Here is a 15,909-nt window from a genome sequence, read left to right on the forward strand (position 1 = left end):
GGTCCGACAGGTGCAGCCGGACCAGGCATGGCATTCACGTCAAGCATGGGAACAGGAACCGCCACCACGATCCTCGGAGGCCTGGTCGGCACGGCCGCGGCTATGCCGATATCCGGTGCTGAACTGACCGGGGTTTCGGGAGTCTCGCTTGCTGGCGGAACCATCTCGGTTAGCGGCAATCTGGGTCTCAACATCAATCTGCTTTCCCAGGTGCAGAAATTCCCGCGGACCGGCACCTTAAGTTCCCTGCAGGCCACGTTCGCGAACACGGCCGCTATAAGCTTGGGTGGAACGACGGTGACTCCAACCGCCACTTTGTGGAAAGGCAGTCTGAGTGGGGGCGACATCGTACTGAGCCCAACGACCCTGACGTGCGCCGGCACTCCGGGCTTCAAGGCGGTCGTCACCGTAGGCACCATACTGACCTGCTCACTCACGGGCCAATCGTTGACTGTCAACGCCGGAGACTACGGCCTCATCGTCATCAGTGAAACGGCGTCCGGCGGAATCAATTTGGTCAATACGACAGTCTTGGGTGCAACGGTCGCGATATCCGAATAGGTTCAGCTGCTATATCGGTTTTGGAGGGCGCGGATTCGCGCCCTCTTTTTTTGCGGACCACGGTGCCTCTTGCCATCAAAGTCCGGCCCCTGCTTGGGTCAGCGCGGTCGCCGCATCGTTGCTTCCGCAATGCAGCAGACTGCGCGATAATGTGAGGCTAACTTCCCCGCCCCACCCGACCCGCCAGGAGCCTCCCCATGACCGATTCCTTCGCCACTCGCGACACTCTCGACGTCGGCGGCAAGAAGTACGCGATCGCGAGCCTTGCCAAGCTCGGCCAGAAATTCGACATCGCGCGCCTGCCGTACTCGATGAAGATCCTGCTCGAGAACCTGTTGCGCCACGAAGACGGCGTCAACGTCACCGCGAAGGAGATCGAGGCAGTCGCCAAGTGGGAGCCGAAGAAGGAACCGGACACGGAAATCGCTTTCATGCCCGCGCGCGTGGTGCTGCAGGATTTCACTGGCGTGCCCTGCGTGGTCGACCTCGCCGCGATGCGCGACGCCATCGTCAAACTCGGTGGCGATGCCGCCAAGATCAACCCGCTGATTCCCTCGGAACTCGTGATCGACCACTCGGTTCAGGTCGATTCGTTCGGCGAATCGGGGTCGCTCGACCTCAATGTCAAGATCGAGTTCGACCGCAACAAGGAGCGTTACGGCTTCCTGCGTTGGGGCCAGGCTGCACTCAACAATTTCAAGGTGGTGCCGCCGCGTACCGGCATCGTCCACCAGGTCAACCTCGAATACCTCGCGCGCGTTGTCGCCACGGCGGAAAAGGATGGCGCGACCTGGGCCTTCCCGGACACGGTGTTCGGCACCGACTCGCACACGACGATGATCAACGGCATCGGCGTGCTCGGCTGGGGCGTCGGTGGCATCGAGGCCGAGGCGGCCATGCTCGGCCAGCCTTCATCGATGCTGATCCCGCAGGTCGTCGGCTTCAAGCTCAGCGGCAAGCTGCCGGAAGGCACGACCGCGACCGACCTCGTGCTGACCGTGACCCAGATGCTGCGCAAGCACGGCGTCGTCGGCAAGTTCGTCGAGTTCTACGGTGACGGCCTGCAGCACCTGCCGCTGGCTGACCGCGCGACAATCGCGAACATGGCGCCCGAATACGGCGCGACCTGCGGCATCTTCCCGGTCGATGCCGAGGCGCTCAACTACTTGCGTCTGTCGGGCCGCGCCGAGGGTGCGATCGCGCTTGTCGAAGCCTATGCCAAGGCCCAAGGCCTGTGGCACGACGCGAACACGCCGCATGCAGAATTCTCGTCCGTACTCGAATTGAACCTCGCCGACGTCAAGCCATCGCTGGCCGGGCCGAAGCGCCCGCAGGACCGCGTGTTGCTGCAGGACGTGGGCAAGAGCTACACCGATTCGCTCAAGACGCTCGCGGCAAACCGCAAGCCGAAGAACGGCGCGGAAGCGCGTTTTGCCAACGAAGGCGGCGACACAGCGGTGGGCCATGATGCAAGCATCGACGCCAATGCGCCCGACGCGAAGCTCGATGCGAAGTTGCGCGACGGCGCGGTCGTCATCGCAGCGATCACCTCGTGCACCAACACCTCGAACCCGGCCGTCATGCTCGGGGCCGGCCTGCTCGCGCGCAACGCGGTCAAGAAAGGTCTCAAGGCGGCGCCCTGGGTCAAGACCTCGCTCGGTCCGGGCTCGCTGGTCGTCACCGATTATCTGAAGAAGGCCGGCGTGCTCGGCGACCTCGAAAAGCTCGGCTTCTACGTCGTCGGCTACGGCTGCACCACTTGCATCGGCAACTCCGGTCCGCTGCCGGCCGACGTGTCCAAGGGCATCGCCGACGGCGACCTCGTCGTCGCCTCGGTGCTCTCGGGCAACCGTAACTTCGAAGGCCGCGTGCATCCCGAAGTGAAGATGAACTACCTCGCATCGCCGCCGCTGGTCGTCGCCTACGCGCTCGCCGGTACGGTCGACATCGACCTGACGACGCAGCCGCTCGGCAAGGGCAGCGACGGCAAGGACGTCTTCCTCAAGGACATCTGGCCGACGAACAAGGAAATCGGCGACGTCATCGCTTCCACCGTCGGGCCCGAGCTGTTCAAGCAGAACTACGCCGACGTGTTTAAGGGCGACTCGCGCTGGAATGCGATCGCCGCGCCGAAAGGCGAGCGCTACGGCTGGGATGAGAAATCCACCTACATCAAGAATCCGCCCTACTTCGACGGCATGCGCATGCAGGTCGGCAAGATCAACGATATCTCGGGCGCGCGCGTGCTCGGCATCTTCGGCGATTCGATCACGACCGACCACATCTCGCCGGCCGGCGACATCAAGGCGACCTCGCCCGCGGGCCAGTTCCTGCAGGCGCATGGCGTGGTCAAGGCCGACTTCAACTCGTACGGCTCGCGCCGCGGCAACGACGACGTGATGGTGCGCGGCACCTTCGCCAACATCCGCATCAAGAACCTGATGCTCGGCGGCGAGGAAGGCGGCAACACGTTGTACAACGGCACCAAGCTGCCGATCTACGATGCGGCGATGGAATACAAGAAGGAAGGCACCCCGCTCGTCGTGCTCGCCGGCAAGGAATACGGCACCGGCTCTTCGCGCGACTGGGCAGCGAAAGGCACCCTGCTGCTCGGCGTCAAGGCCGTGATCGCCGAGAGCTTCGAGCGCATCCACCGTTCCAACCTCGTCGGCATGGGCGTGTTGCCGCTGCAGTTCGTCGATGGACAGAACGCGCAGACGCTCGGCCTCAAGGGCGACGAAGTGTTCGAGATTGGCGGCCTGTTGGACGGCGCGGCGAAGGAGATCACGATTGTCGCCAAAGGCAGCGCAGGCGAGAAGAAGTTCAAGGCCAAGGTGCTGTTGCTGACGCCGAAGGAAGTCGAGTACTACCGTCACGGTGGCATCCTGCCGTTCGTGCTGCGCCAGCTCGCAGCGAGCTCCAAGGCCGCCTAACTCGGTGGCCAGCCGCGCGGGCTTTGCCAACGCGGCGATACAGCTTGGCTAAGCAGCGAACGCCCGGTCACGTCCGGGCGTTCGCGTTTCCGCCAACGCGAACGTCGCGGCGCACGGACGTTGCGTGCCACATTCCTGCGCGTGGACCACGCGTGCACGGATGTCGTCATAAGACGCAAGGCTCGAACGCATCCATTCCAGCGTGCGCGGGCCGAACAGGTTCTCGCTCTTGCGCAGAGTCGGCCGGACGACGCCCGACAAGGCATTGTGCTTCCACGGTTCCGCCGCGGCATCGGCGACGGCATTGTGCGGCACCGTCGCGAGCGGCAGCGACGGGTCGAAATCGAGAAACGCGCACAACCGGGTCCATTGCCGATCGAACTGCTCGACCAGGTCTTCCAGACAGAGCACGTAGTGACCAGCGCCGCCCAACTGGGCGAGCTGCAAATCCATCACGCGATTCCAGCGCCGCACCCAATGCCTTACCCCGCCGTGAAACGCGTGCGTGGGGTGGATCAGGTCGGCATCGACGACGGAGGCCACGACATCCTCGCCGTTGCGCAGCACATGCACGAAGTGCGCATCCGGCACATGCCGAGTGATCTCGTCGACGTACATCACGTGATTGGGAGTCTTCTCCACCCACGCCTCGCAGCCTTGCGAACTCGCAACCTCGTCGAGCAGTTGGACGAAGCGGCGGATGCAAGGTTCGATCCGCCATGGCGGAGCCTGCGACAGGCCGAGCAGTTCGCTCTCGAGTCGGCGCAGACGACGCGGCCCGTGCGATCGCGCGAAGAGCCCATGCCGCTGATACCACGGGTCGCGGCGCGCGTCCGGATCCTGCCAGCGCTGACCGATGCCGCCGAACACACTTTCGAAGAAAGCGGTTTCCGGCAGTGTCAGCACGCCCGGATACCGCGCCAGCAAGGCCTGTACGATGGTAGTACCGGACCTTGGACAACCCACGACAAAAATACGCTTCATACACCCCGCCGCTACCCCGTGTTACCCCGCTACCACCATGCCGGGCCAAAGTGCAGAAAAGGAGGACTTTTCGCAAACGTTCGCAACCGAAGGTAAAGCTTCTTTCACCGAGGCGGCGCCGCTCGCAACCCGCCCATTCGCCTGCCCCGGCTAGCTGCTCCGCACCACATTGAATTCCACGCCCGTCCGCGTAATGCACCATCGTGGCGCAGGCAACGCGCTGCATCGCCGCTTGCCGGCTTTCTCCGCACATGCTCAAATTCCCTCAAACAAGCGTTTGCGTGGGGTACGCGGCGCACCGACACGAAAAAGAAACAGGAGGGAGCAATGACCACGAGCAACGACCGTCCCTGGCTGGCCAACTATCCGGCGGGAATCCCGGCGGAAATCGACGTGAGCCGCTATCAGTCGATTCCCGAGGTGCTCGAAGTGTCATGCAACAAGTTCCGTCACAACCCGGCCTACACGAACATGGGCAAGGCGTTGAGCTACGACGACGTGGATCGGCTCAGCGGCCAGTTCGCTTCCTACCTCGTCAACGACCTCAAGCTGAAGAAGGGCGATCGCGTCGCGATCATGCTGCCGAACGTGCTGCAGTACCCGATCGCCGCGTTCGGCATCCTGCGCGCCGGCCTGACCGTGGTGAACACGAATCCGCTCTACACTGCGCGCGAGCTCAAGCATCAATTGAACGATTCCGGCGCGAGCGCGATCGTCGTGCTCGACAACTTCGCCGCGACGCTGGCCGAAGTGCTGCCCGAGGCGCCCGCGCTCAAGCACGTGATCACCACCGCGATCGGCGACATGCTCGGCTTTCCGAAAGCACTGATCACCAATCTCGTCGTGCGCCACGTGAAGAAGATGGTGCCGAAATACCGCATCGATCACGAGGTGCGCTTCAACGACGCACTCACGCTCGGCGGCATGGGCAAGCTGCCGAAGATCGACGTCGGCCACGAGGACATCGCCTTCCTGCAATACACCGGCGGCACGACCGGCGTCGCCAAGGGCGCGATGCTGACGCACAGGAACATGGTCGCGAACATGCTGCAGGCCGCGGCGTGGCTCGGCACCAACCTCAAGGAGAGCCGCGAGGTCGTCATCACTGCGATCCCGCTGTACCACATCTTCGCACTGACCGCGAACTGTCTCGTCTTCACTCTGATCGGCGGCGTCAGCGTGCTGATCACCAATCCGCGCGACATGCCCGGCTTCGTCAAGGAACTGTCGAAGGTGAAGTTCAGCGTGATCACCGGCGTCAACACGCTGTTCAACGGCCTGCTCAACACCGAGGGTTTCGACAAGCTCGATTTCTCCAACCTGCGCCTGACCCTTGGCGGTGGCATGGCGGTGCAGCGCACGGTCGCGGACAAGTGGAAGAAGACGACAAAGTGCACGCTGGTCGAAGCCTACGGCCTGACCGAGACCTCGCCGGCCGCCTGCATCAATCCGCTTGACCTGCCCGAGTACAACGCCTCGATCGGCCTCCCGATCTCCTCGACCAATGTCTGTCTGCAGGACGACAACGGCAACATTCTCGGCGTCGGCGAAACCGGCGAACTATGCATCAAGGGGCCGCAGGTAATGCGCGGCTACTGGCAGCGCCCCGAGGAAACGGCCAAGGTCATCACACCCGATGGCTGGCTGCATACGGGCGATATCGCGAAGATGGACGAGAAAGGCTATTTCTACATCGTCGACCGCAAGAAGGACATGATCCTCGTTTCCGGTTTCAACGTGTACCCGAACGAGATCGAGGACGTGGTCGCCGCCTGCCCGGGCGTGCTCGAATGTGCCGCGGTCGGTGTCGCCGACGAAAAATCGGGCGAAGCGGTCAAGGTCGTGATCGTCAAGAAGGATCCGAACCTGACCGCCGAGGCGGTGAAAGAATACTGCCGGCACAACCTGACCGGCTACAAGCTGCCCAAGATCATCGAGTTCCGCGACTCGTTGCCGAAGACCAACGTCGGCAAGATCCTGCGCCGCGAACTGCGCGACCCGCCGGCAGCGCCTGCGAAGACGGCCTGATCACTGTCGAATCGACGCCGACAGCGGCTGCGCCTGCGGCCGCTGCTGCAGTCATTCCACCACGCGCAAGCGCGTTTTCGCCAGCGCGAGGTTCGGCAACAGCATGCGCTCGATTTCCGTCGACTCCAGCGGCTGCGAATACAGAAAGCCCTGGCCTTCGATACAACCGGCGCGCAAGAGAAAATCGCGCTGGGCCTCGGTCTCGATGCCTTCGGCGATCGTGCGCAGGCTCAGGCTCTTGCCGATCGCGAGGATGGCCTGGACGATCGCCGCGTCATTCGAATCGCCGGGCAGGCCGGAAATGAACGTGCGGTCGATCTTCAGCCAGGTGATCGCGGGCAGCTTGAGATATACCAGCGACGAATAGCCCATGCCGAAGTCGTCGATCGCCACGCTGACGCCAATCTCGTGCAGGCGATGCATGATCCGATCGGTGTCCTCGCCGAGACGCAACACCGAGCTTTCGGTGATTTCGAGCACGAGGCGCGACGGCGACACGCCGGTTTCCATCAACGCCCGGCTCAATGCCTCGACGAAGGCATGGTGCCCGAACCAGTTCGCCGACACGTTGATCGCAACGCGGATCGGCGGCATGCCGGCACGCTCCCATTCGGCGATCTTGGCAAGCACGCTGTGCATGACCCACTGGTCGATCTGGCGGACGATACCCAGGTTCTCCGCGATCGGCACGAATTCCGACGGCGCGATCATGCCGCGCAGCGGATGCCGCCAACGCAGCAGCGCCTCGACCGCGACGATGCGTCCGCTGCGCAGTTCCACGCTCGGCTGGTAGAAGATGTGCAGCTCGTCGCGGGCCAGTGCCTGGCGAAGTTCGGCCGCGGTCTGCAGCCGGGTGCGTGCCTTGGCATGCATGAGCGGTGTGTAGAAGCGCATGCAGTTGCGCTCTTCGGTTTTCGCGGCGTACATCGCCGCGTCCGCGTTGGCGATCATCGTTGCCGCATCGAGTGCATCGAGCGGATAGCCGGCGATGCCGATGCTCGCGCTGATCACGATCTCATGGTCGTCGATGCGATACGGCTCGGACAAGCTCGCGAGCAAGCGATTCACCAGTCCCGCCGCATCCTCGCGCAGGCCCAGGCCGCGCGCGAGCACGGTGAACTCGTCGCCGCCGATGCGCCCGGCGAGATCGAGCGGCGAAAGCTGCTTGGCGATGCGTTCCGCCGCCATCGTGAGCAGGCGATCGCCTATCGCGTGGCTGAAACTGTCGTTGACGATCTTGAACGCGTCGAGGTCGATGAACAGCACCGCGACCGCCTCGCGCGTGCGTTCCGCCGCGATGATCGCCTTCGAACAGTGTTCCTCGAACTGGGCGCGATTGACCAGGCCGGTCAGCGGGTCGTGGCTGGCCAGATATTCCAGTTGCAACCGGTCGGATTTCGATGTCGTGATATCGGCGATCACGGCAACATAGCGCTGGACGTGCCCGTGTTCGTCGCGGATCACGCTGATGCTGAGCCGCTCGTCGTACAGGCTGCCGTCGCGGCGCCGCGTGCGCACTTCACCCAGCCACGAGCCTGTCGATGCAATCTGCGTCCAGATCGATGACGGCAGCAGCCCGCCATGCGGCAGCACGCGCATGTCATCAATGCGCTTGCCGGCGAGTTCTTCGGCCGAAAATCCGGTCAATGCCGTGTGCGCCGCGTTGACCGCGATCACACGGCGCGATGCGTCGGCGATGATCACGCCCTCGGCGACCGAGGCCAGCGCTTCGGCCGCGATGCGTCGCTCCTCCTCCATCGCCACGCGTTCGGACACGTCGCGAATGATCGCCTGGCGCACGTGTTTCTCGCCCCAGCGCGCCACGCTCCACTGCGTTTCCACCGGCCGCAGCGCGCCGTCATGCGCGCGCAACTGGCCGTTCGCCGACACCTTTTTGGCAGATGCATTCTCGGCGACCAGATCGGCGAAACGCCTGCCGACGATGTCCTGCGGCGCACGCCCGATCCAGGCGGCAGCCGTGCGATTCGCGTCGAGCACGAGACCATCGTCCTCGTCGACCATGACGATCGCATCGGCGGCGCTGTCGAACAGCACCTGGTAACGTTCTTCGGTGCCGCGAATCTTCGCCATCGTCCTCCGCGCCATGGTCAGCCACAGCAGCGACGCCAGACCCACGATGGCGAACACACAGCCATACAGGATGCGCCCGATCCACACCGTGCCGTTGGCGATCGAGGTGGAAAACACCTCGGTCTGCGGCTGGATGAAATAGTTCAGTATCGCGATTCGCGTGGTCTGCGTGTCCATCCGCGCCGGCGTCCAGTCGGCCGAGTGGCGCTCTTTGCGCAACTCCTCGGCGATGACGCCAAGTTCGTCGATCGCGGCATCGGTGGAATACCACGCCTTGAGCGCATCGCGTACGTAAGGCGCCCAACGCAAATGGCGGAATATGAAAATCATGACCGGCACCGCTTCGGGTATGACCTTGCCGCGCTCGAACGCATTTGCCACCGCGTTCCAGTCATAGTTCTCGCGGAGCGTTTCCTCGCGTGCGAAGCGGTCGTAGCCGAGCAAGGCGTAATTGCTCTCGAAGCTCAGCATCGCTTCGGGATTGCCCTGCACGGCGTAGGCCTGCAGATCGACGACGATCTGCTTCTGCGCTTTGGACCAGGTACTTTCACCGTTGAGCAGACCGGCAAGCGCGAGCTGCACCTGCTGGGCGCCCCACATAAGAATCAGTACGAGCGCGACCAGCGCGAACAAACCCCACGCCAGCGGCATGAGCCGCTGGGTGAGCGCTTGTCCAGACGCCGTCATATTCCCCCTCATGATGCGCATCATACGCCTGGACCCCGGCGCTTTACGCCGCAGCTTCGCGCAAAATATCCATGCCGTAACGCGATGCCGCGAGGCAGCGGTCGATCACGATACGCATGCTGGTATAGCTCCTGCGGACGCACTCGCGCAGGTGTGCCACCTGTTGCGTGACCGGATTGGTGCCGACCAGGGCACAGACGATCTCGAGCGCCTCCCACGGATGCTCGTCGTCATAGGCGGCATGCAGCTTGAGCCAGCGCAGGGCTTGCGGGGTCGGCATGCTGTCACGATAGGCGGTACCCTCGTAGACGCGCTGCGACCACTCACCAGTCGCGCCCTCGACCGCGTAGTTGGTCGCAATGATGCCGGCAGCCAGCCCGTCGCCCGTGCTGACTTCCTCGCACCAGTTCGCCAGCGTCATCGCATCGGCCGGCACCCAGCCATTGAGCACCTTGTCGCGCGACACGCCGGCGCCCTCGGCCCAATCCAGCCAGTATTCCGCATGGTTCTGCTCGACGCGGATGTTGCGCACGAGCCAGCGCCGCGCCATGTTGTCGCCCTCGCTGCGGCCGTAGCGGGTCTTCATCAGGCTTGCCGACATGTACGCAGGAAAACGCTCGATCACCGGCCACACGCCGGTCATGAAGCTCGCGGTGGATTCCGTGCTCAACTGCGCTTCGCGCATCAGTGAAAACAACTCGTGTTCGACGACTTCGCGCTTGGCGCTTGCGCAAGAGTCGACCATGTCCTGCACCCACGTCGGGTAGCTGCTCAGTTCATCAATCGGGCCAGTGCGTTCAAAACGGCTATTCATCGTAGCTCTCCTCGGAATCGGAAAAGGGGCAGCCCGGTGGGCGACTCCGAAAACTACTCACCGTGCAGTCGCCGGCATGTTTGCTTGACGGCGCAGGAAATCGTCGTCGCGTGACGGAAGACTGGCGACGCGTCGGGCTTGCCTGCCCGAAATGGTTGCGCTGAGCATAATACGCCTCGTTGCGGGCTGCGGAACCGCGACAAGGAGAAAATGTATACTGCGTCGCAAAAGCGCTACAGGTCGCGCGCCACGCGGATACCGACCTGCGCATTGCGCGCATCGATGGCCAGGTTCGTGCGGAAGGCCGAACGCGCCTGCTCCGGCGCACTGCCCCACGACGCGCCGCGCACGACACGGCGCTCGCAACCGGGATTGACCCAGGCACGGGCATCGGCCGGTGCGCGCAGGTAGTTGTCGTGCCAGCAGTCCTCGACCCAGTCGGCGACGTTGCCGTCGATGTCGCGCAGGCCGAACGGGTTGGCCGCGAACTTGCCGATCGGCGCCGGTCCCCAGTAGCCATCGCTGTAGCGCGGGAACGCGTTGCTCCAGCGCCGACCCGACGGGGATTTGTCGCCGTCGCCGGTCAGGTTCGCGATCTTCGGCGGCGGATTGCCGTCGCCCCACCAGTAACGCGTCGTCGTGCCGGCACGCAGCGCATACTCGTACTCGGCCTCGCTCGGCAGGCGATAACGCTTGCCGGTGCGCGCGGACAGCCATTGCACATACGCCTTGGCATCATTCCACGAGACATGAACCACCGGCAGATTGTCAGCGGCAATGGCGCCGCTGTAGTCGTTGCGCCAGTTGATGCCGCGGCGATCGATCGTGCGCCCGGAATCCTCGTCGTAGACCGTGGAACTGCCGAGCTTCTCCGCATCGGTCTGGTATTTCGCATCGTCGACGAACGCGCGGAAATCGGCGACGCTGACCTCGTCCTGACCGAGCGCAAAACCGAGTGCGACCTTGACCTCGCGCTGTGGCTCCTCGGTGCTGCGATGGCCGGCTTCCTGCGCCGGCGAGCCCATCGTGAAGCTGCCGATCGGCACAATCACTATGCCCGGCGCCTTGCCGTTGCGGTCGACGAAGGCGTCGCTGATCACCTGTCCCGGCTTGTAGCTCGCGTACAGGCGCGCATTGCGCAGGCGCTCGTTGAACGCATCGACGCCGCCGACATCGGGACTCAGGCCGAGCGCGCGCTGCGCCAGCAGTTGCCCGAGGTCGGCATTGCCCGCATCGAGTGCGGAATTTGCCTGGGCCATCACCGCCGTCGCGCGCTGCTCGCGGATGCCCTGGATCTGGCTGCGCGTATCGAGCAGTTGCTGCGAACCCGGGCGAATCGAGGAAGCGCCGCGCAGCGCTTCCTCGGCGCCGCCATAGTCGTCCTGCGCCGCTGCCGCGAGCGCGCGGTCGAGCCAGGTACGCTCGATCTGCGCGAGCCCCTGGTCGGCCAGCTTGTTGTCCGGATCGATCTTGGTTACCTGGCGATAGACTGCGAGCGCATCGACGCGATTCTTCGTTGCCTCGGCGTCGTCCTTCGCCTCGCGATGCAGCAGTTCGGCGGCGCGCGTCAGCAACGGCGTCGTCTGGCGCAGCTTCTTCAGTCGCGACTGCAAATCGTCGATGGACTCCTCGGCCAGCGCCTGGTCGCGCAGCACGGCGATCAGTCGCGCGGATTCGTCCTCGTCGCCGTGGTCGAGCGCATCGCCGGTTTGCCGCAGAATCGCATCCGCCACTTTCTCCACGCCGGCCTTCGCCGCCGCGCTGCGGCTGTCGGCGTCGAGCACCTGCCGGTAATAAGCGAGCGCGCCGTCCTTGGCTTCGATCAGCTTGCCCTTGGCAAACGCGTCGTCTGCCTTCTTGAGCAAAGCGGCGATCGCCTTTGGCGGCGGCGGCGGCGGCGGCGCCAAGCTGATCGGCGGCCCCCATTGCTCTATCTGCTCGCGCTCGCCCGCGGCGGGCTTGGTCAGTTCGCCCGACCGCTGCGCCTGCGCAGTCACCAACGCGCCATTCGGCGTGGTCGCATCGACGGCCGGCCCCGGCACCGACTCCGTCGCCGGCATGCCCGGAAAGAAGCGCCAGGCGAGCGCAAACAGCAACAAGGCGATGCCCGCGGCACCGCCCAGCGCAGTCTGCTTGTTGACTACATCGCTACCGGGCATTGGCGCAGTCGCTGAAAAATACCGGCTGACATTCTTGTCTCGGAACCTTAGGCTATGCGCTCACGCGCCGCAACCCGAGATTCCTCGCGCGCATACGCTCCATTCACTCTCCGGACCGCCCTGCGCGGCCGAACCAAGGTTCCCGATGCACGCATGGATCGACAGCGACACCGCGCTCGCTGCATGGATTGCCCAGCACTCGAACAATACACTCGTCGCGCTCGACACCGAATTCATGCGCACGAACACGTTCGCGCCGATTCTTGCTCTCGTGCAGGTCAAGCTCGGCGACGAGATCGCCCTGCTCGACTCGACCCGGCTCGGTGCCCACGCCGCACTCGCCGCGCGCCTGCGCGACCCGGCCAACATCTGCCTGATGCACAGCGCTAGCGAGGATCTCGAAGCGCTCGCTGGCGTAGTTCCCGCAGGGCCGGCGGTGCTGTTCGACACGCAAATCGCGGCCGCGATGGCGGGCTTCGGTTTCGGGCTTTCCTATCAGAAGCTGGTCGCCACGCTGTTCGGCGTCGATCTGCCCAAGTCGGAAACGCGCTCGGACTGGTTGCAGCGCCCGCTCAGCGCCGCTCAGCTCGACTATGCCGCGCAGGACGTGGCCTGGCTGCCTCAGATCCACGCCCGTCTCGCCGATGCGCTGGAATCGCTCGGCCGCAGCGAATGGCTGGTCGAGGACTGCAACCGCCTCGTCGAGCGCGTGCGTCGTGCGATTCCGGATGCGCAGCCGCAGCGCGCGTTCCGCGGCGCATTCGACTGGCCACGCGAGAACCAGATCCTGTTGCGTCGCCTGCTGCGCTGGCGCGAAACGGCTGCGCGCCACTATGACAAACCGCGCTCCTGGCTGCTCGACGACGCGCATGCACTCGATCTCGCACAACGGCCTCCGATCGACAGCGACCAGCTGTTCGAGCGTACCAAGGGCCTGCGCGCGCTGCGCTCCGCGCAACGGGCCGAGGTGCTTGCCCTGTTGCAGGCAGCGCAGGACGATGACGACAACGCGACCATTGCGATTCCGCCACCGATGTCTTCGACGGAAAAGCGTGCACTGGCCGCGATGAAGGACGCCGTCGCGGATGTCGCCCAACGGCTCGACCTGCCCGAAGGCCTGCTCTGCGCGCGCCGCCACATCGAAGCCTTCCTCACCGACCGCAGCTGGCCTGCAGCGCTCGAGGGCTGGCGCAAACCGCTGCTGTTCGATGAATTGAGCGCCAAGCTACCCTAGCTTCACGCCGATTCAGTTCTTCTTTTTCGCGCTCGCCCCCGGCAACGGCGCCCACTTGGTCGCCTCGTATCCGCCGACGTCGTAGGACAATTCACGCGGTCGCCCGGACTCCTGCAGCACCACCGGAATCACGATTTTCTTCGCCTTCATCAGCGCGGCGATAAAGCCCTTGTCGTCCTGGATCATGATCGAAGGTTCACCGGTCGGCGGCAGGAACCCGCGCACGGGGAAAGGCTTGCCGTCGAACATGGCCGGCAAGGTACAGGTCGCCTTGCAGACGAAACGACCGCCGTAGAGGAATACGCTCTGGCCCCATTGCGTGTGCCGGCGCAACACCAGGCGCACTGGTTCGCCGCCGATGCGCTGATTGCTGAAGATGCTCGCGGTGGACTGCGTGCCACCCGCCATCGGCGCGACCTGATAGTTCCACAGCGAGGCAAGACGCGTCTTCTCGGCCTGATCGCGCAGGCGCTGCTCGATGGCGGGCAAGGTCTGCTGCACCTCCTGCGCGGCAGCGCTGCCGGCAGACATCTTGACGATGGCACGGCCGGTATCGGCTGCCGCTGCATCGTCGCCGGCCTGCGTCTGCTTGCGATAAAGATCACGCAACCCGGCCACACGCTTTGCCGTCGCCGCCGCGGCAGCTTGCGCCTCGGCCTGCGCCACCGCGGCCGTATCGTCCCGCTGCGAACAGGCACTCAACAGACCGACGGCGAGCAACGCGGCGAACGATGGCCAAAATCCGCGATAGCGACGAAAATTCATTGGCACGACTTCCATGACCGGAGGTCGCCCAAGCTTGAAACGAATATGCCTGCGGCGCAACCCGCCGATTCCCATGCCGGGCATCAACCCGATTTTCATCCGGCTCGTGGCCGCCGGCTCGGCACAAATAGCCGTCCAAACGTCCAAATGACGAAACGGCTTGACAGCCTTCGCACGATCGGTTCCACTACGGCAATGTACTGCGCCGCAACAATTACGATGACGACCATTACCACTACCCCCGTGGTGCGGTCCGTCGTGCGCAACTGAATTCCCAAGCACACGGCCCCGCACCTCGACGGAGGTGCGGTTCGCGCCGCAAACCTTCGGTAGAATGCGCGGCCTTCCGGAGGTTTCATGACCACGCTCGCCCAACCGCTTCACCCCGCCGCAGCTGCCTCTTCGCCGTCACAACGCATTAATACGTTATCGAACGTCGCGCACAAGTTCGGCGGCACCTCGATGGCCGACGCGGCGCGCATCCGGCATGTCGCTGAACTCGTACGCGCGCGGCCCGAAGCCACACAGGTGGTCGTCGTCTCGGCGATGTCGGGCGTGACCGACGCGCTGCTCGCTCTGGCCGCTGCGGCCGCGGCCAACCAGCCCTGGCGCGAGAAATTCGAAGCGTTGCGCGAGCGCCATCTCGATACGGCGGCGGAACTGCTCGCCGACAAGGCCCAGCCGGCCCGTGACTGGCTCGCCGCGCGCTTCGACGACCTCTCCAAGGTGCTTGATGCGATCGCGGTGCTGCGCGGCGCCGGCCAAGGCGTGGCCGAGGCGATCAGCGGCAACGGTGAAGTCTGGTCGTCGTGGCTGCTGCACGCGCTACTGCGCTCGCTCGGCGCGGACTATGCCTGGTGCGACGCCCGTGAGGTGCTCGTCGTGCGCCACGAGGAACTCGGCGTCGCGGTTGACTGGGACACGACCGAGGCGAAGCTCGCGCCCTGGCGCGCGACGCATCCGCAATCACGCGTCGTCGTCACCGGCTATGTCGCGCGTGACGAGAACGGCCGCGACACCGTGCTCGGCCGCAATGGCAGCGACTACTCCGGCGCGATCTTCGCTGCATTGTATAAAAGTGAAGAATTGCATATCTGGACCGACGTCGACGGCGTGCTCAGCGCCGACCCACGCATCGAGCCCGAAGCGGTTTGTCTCTCCGCGATGAGCTACAACGAGGCCTGCGAACTGGCTTACTTCGGCGCCAAGGTCATCCATCCGCAGACGATGGCGCCGGCGATCTCGCGCGGGCTGCCGATCCTGATCCGCAACACGTTCAAGCCCGAATTGCCCGGCACGCGCATCGACGAACGCGGCGACGAGAACGGCCCGGTCAAGGGCCTGACCCTGGCCCACGGCCTCGCCCTGCTCAACGTCGAAGGCACCGGCATGATCGGCGTGCCCGGCACCGCCGAACGCGTGTTCGCCGCGCTGCGCGCCGCGCGCGTGTCGGTGGTGATGATCTCGCAGGGCTCGAGCGAGCACTCGATCTGCTGCGTTGTCCGGCTCGCCGAAGCCGACACTGCGCGCGCCGCGATCGAAGGCGCGTTCGCGCGCGAGTTGCACGCGGGCCAGATCAACGGCGTGCAGGTGTCGCACGACATCAGCGTGCTCGCCGTCGTCGGTGACCGCATGGCCGGCGTGCCTGGCGTC

Annotated in this window: 10 protein-coding genes; 5 read left to right on the plus strand and 5 right to left on the minus strand. The window is 64.7% G+C overall.

The window, feature by feature from the left end; all coding sequences use genetic code 11:
* Together VF497_RS02500 and acnA are read left to right on the plus strand one after the other, a co-directional pair.
* A partial coding sequence (locus VF497_RS02500) for a hypothetical protein (protein ID WP_330885932.1) occupies positions 1-561 on the plus strand: 561 nt, incomplete at its 5' end.
* A gap of 197 nt (positions 562-758) precedes the next feature.
* Entirely contained in the window at positions 759-3,494 is a 2,736-nt protein-coding gene (gene acnA / locus VF497_RS02505) for an aconitate hydratase AcnA (RefSeq protein WP_330885934.1), read from the plus strand.
* Between the two features lie 48 nt (positions 3,495-3,542).
* On the opposite strand, the gene VF497_RS02510 is transcribed toward acnA, so the two are convergent.
* Positions 3,543-4,478 (minus strand): sulfotransferase, encoded by a 936-nt coding sequence (locus VF497_RS02510; RefSeq protein ID WP_330885936.1) that lies wholly within the window; start codon positions 4,476-4,478, stop codon positions 3,543-3,545.
* Positions 4,479-4,805: 327 nt separating this feature from the next.
* Here VF497_RS02510 and VF497_RS02515 point away from each other — a divergent pair, with 327 nt between their 5' ends.
* The gene (locus VF497_RS02515; protein ID WP_330885938.1) at positions 4,806-6,506 is read left to right on the plus strand and encodes an AMP-binding protein; all 1,701 of its coding nucleotides are present in this window, start codon (positions 4,806-4,808) and stop codon (positions 6,504-6,506) included.
* A gap of 51 nt (positions 6,507-6,557) precedes the next feature.
* Here VF497_RS02515 and VF497_RS02520 read toward each other — a convergent pair whose 3' ends face one another.
* From VF497_RS02520 to VF497_RS02530, 3 genes are all read right to left on the minus strand, one after another.
* On the minus strand, positions 6,558-9,284 hold the full coding sequence (locus VF497_RS02520; RefSeq protein ID WP_330885940.1) for a putative bifunctional diguanylate cyclase/phosphodiesterase: 2,727 nt from the start codon (positions 9,282-9,284) through the stop codon (positions 6,558-6,560).
* Positions 9,285-9,327: 43 nt separating this feature from the next.
* Entirely contained in the window at positions 9,328-10,098 is a 771-nt protein-coding gene (locus tag VF497_RS02525) for a TenA family transcriptional regulator (RefSeq protein WP_330885943.1), read from the minus strand.
* A gap of 233 nt (positions 10,099-10,331) precedes the next feature.
* Positions 10,332-12,257 (minus strand): SUMF1/EgtB/PvdO family nonheme iron enzyme, encoded by a 1,926-nt coding sequence (locus tag VF497_RS02530; protein WP_330885945.1) that lies wholly within the window; start codon positions 12,255-12,257, stop codon positions 10,332-10,334.
* Between the two features lie 145 nt (positions 12,258-12,402).
* On the opposite strand from VF497_RS02530, the gene VF497_RS02535 reads away from it, so the two are divergent.
* Positions 12,403-13,491: a ribonuclease D gene (locus tag VF497_RS02535; RefSeq protein ID WP_330885948.1), complete on the plus strand. Its 1,089-nt coding sequence runs from the start codon at positions 12,403-12,405 to the stop codon at positions 13,489-13,491.
* A 12-nt stretch (positions 13,492-13,503) separates the two neighbouring features.
* Here the strand turns inward: VF497_RS02535 and VF497_RS02540 are convergent, their stop codons facing one another.
* Positions 13,504-14,256, minus strand: coding sequence for a hypothetical protein (locus VF497_RS02540; RefSeq protein WP_330885950.1), 753 nt, complete (start codon positions 14,254-14,256; stop codon positions 13,504-13,506).
* Between the two features lie 357 nt (positions 14,257-14,613).
* Between VF497_RS02540 and VF497_RS02545 the strand changes: the two genes are divergently transcribed.
* Positions 14,614-15,909 (plus strand): aspartate kinase (locus tag VF497_RS02545; RefSeq protein WP_330885952.1); only part of this gene is annotated, 1,296 nt, incomplete at its 3' end.

The sequence above is a fragment of the Rudaea sp. genome (genome assembly GCF_036383415.1).
In the GTDB taxonomy this organism is placed as follows: Bacteria; Pseudomonadota; Gammaproteobacteria; order Xanthomonadales; family Rhodanobacteraceae; genus Rudaea.

Coding starts and splice junctions, on each gene's coding strand:
- VF497_RS02525 (WP_330885943.1), bottom strand. CDS start 10,098: ATGAATAGCCGTTTTGAACGCACTGGCCCGATTGATGAACTGAGCAGC.
- VF497_RS02535 (WP_330885948.1), top strand. CDS start 12,403: ATGCACGCATGGATCGACAGCGACACCGCGCTCGCTGCATGGATTGCC.
- acnA (WP_330885934.1), top strand. CDS start 759: ATGACCGATTCCTTCGCCACTCGCGACACTCTCGACGTCGGCGGCAAG.
- VF497_RS02510 (WP_330885936.1), bottom strand. CDS start 4,478: ATGAAGCGTATTTTTGTCGTGGGTTGTCCAAGGTCCGGTACTACCATC.
- VF497_RS02520 (WP_330885940.1), bottom strand. CDS start 9,284: ATGACGGCGTCTGGACAAGCGCTCACCCAGCGGCTCATGCCGCTGGCG.
- VF497_RS02540 (WP_330885950.1), bottom strand. CDS start 14,256: ATGAATTTTCGTCGCTATCGCGGATTTTGGCCATCGTTCGCCGCGTTG.
- VF497_RS02530 (WP_330885945.1), bottom strand. CDS start 12,257: ATGCCCGGTAGCGATGTAGTCAACAAGCAGACTGCGCTGGGCGGTGCC.
- VF497_RS02515 (WP_330885938.1), top strand. CDS start 4,806: ATGACCACGAGCAACGACCGTCCCTGGCTGGCCAACTATCCGGCGGGA.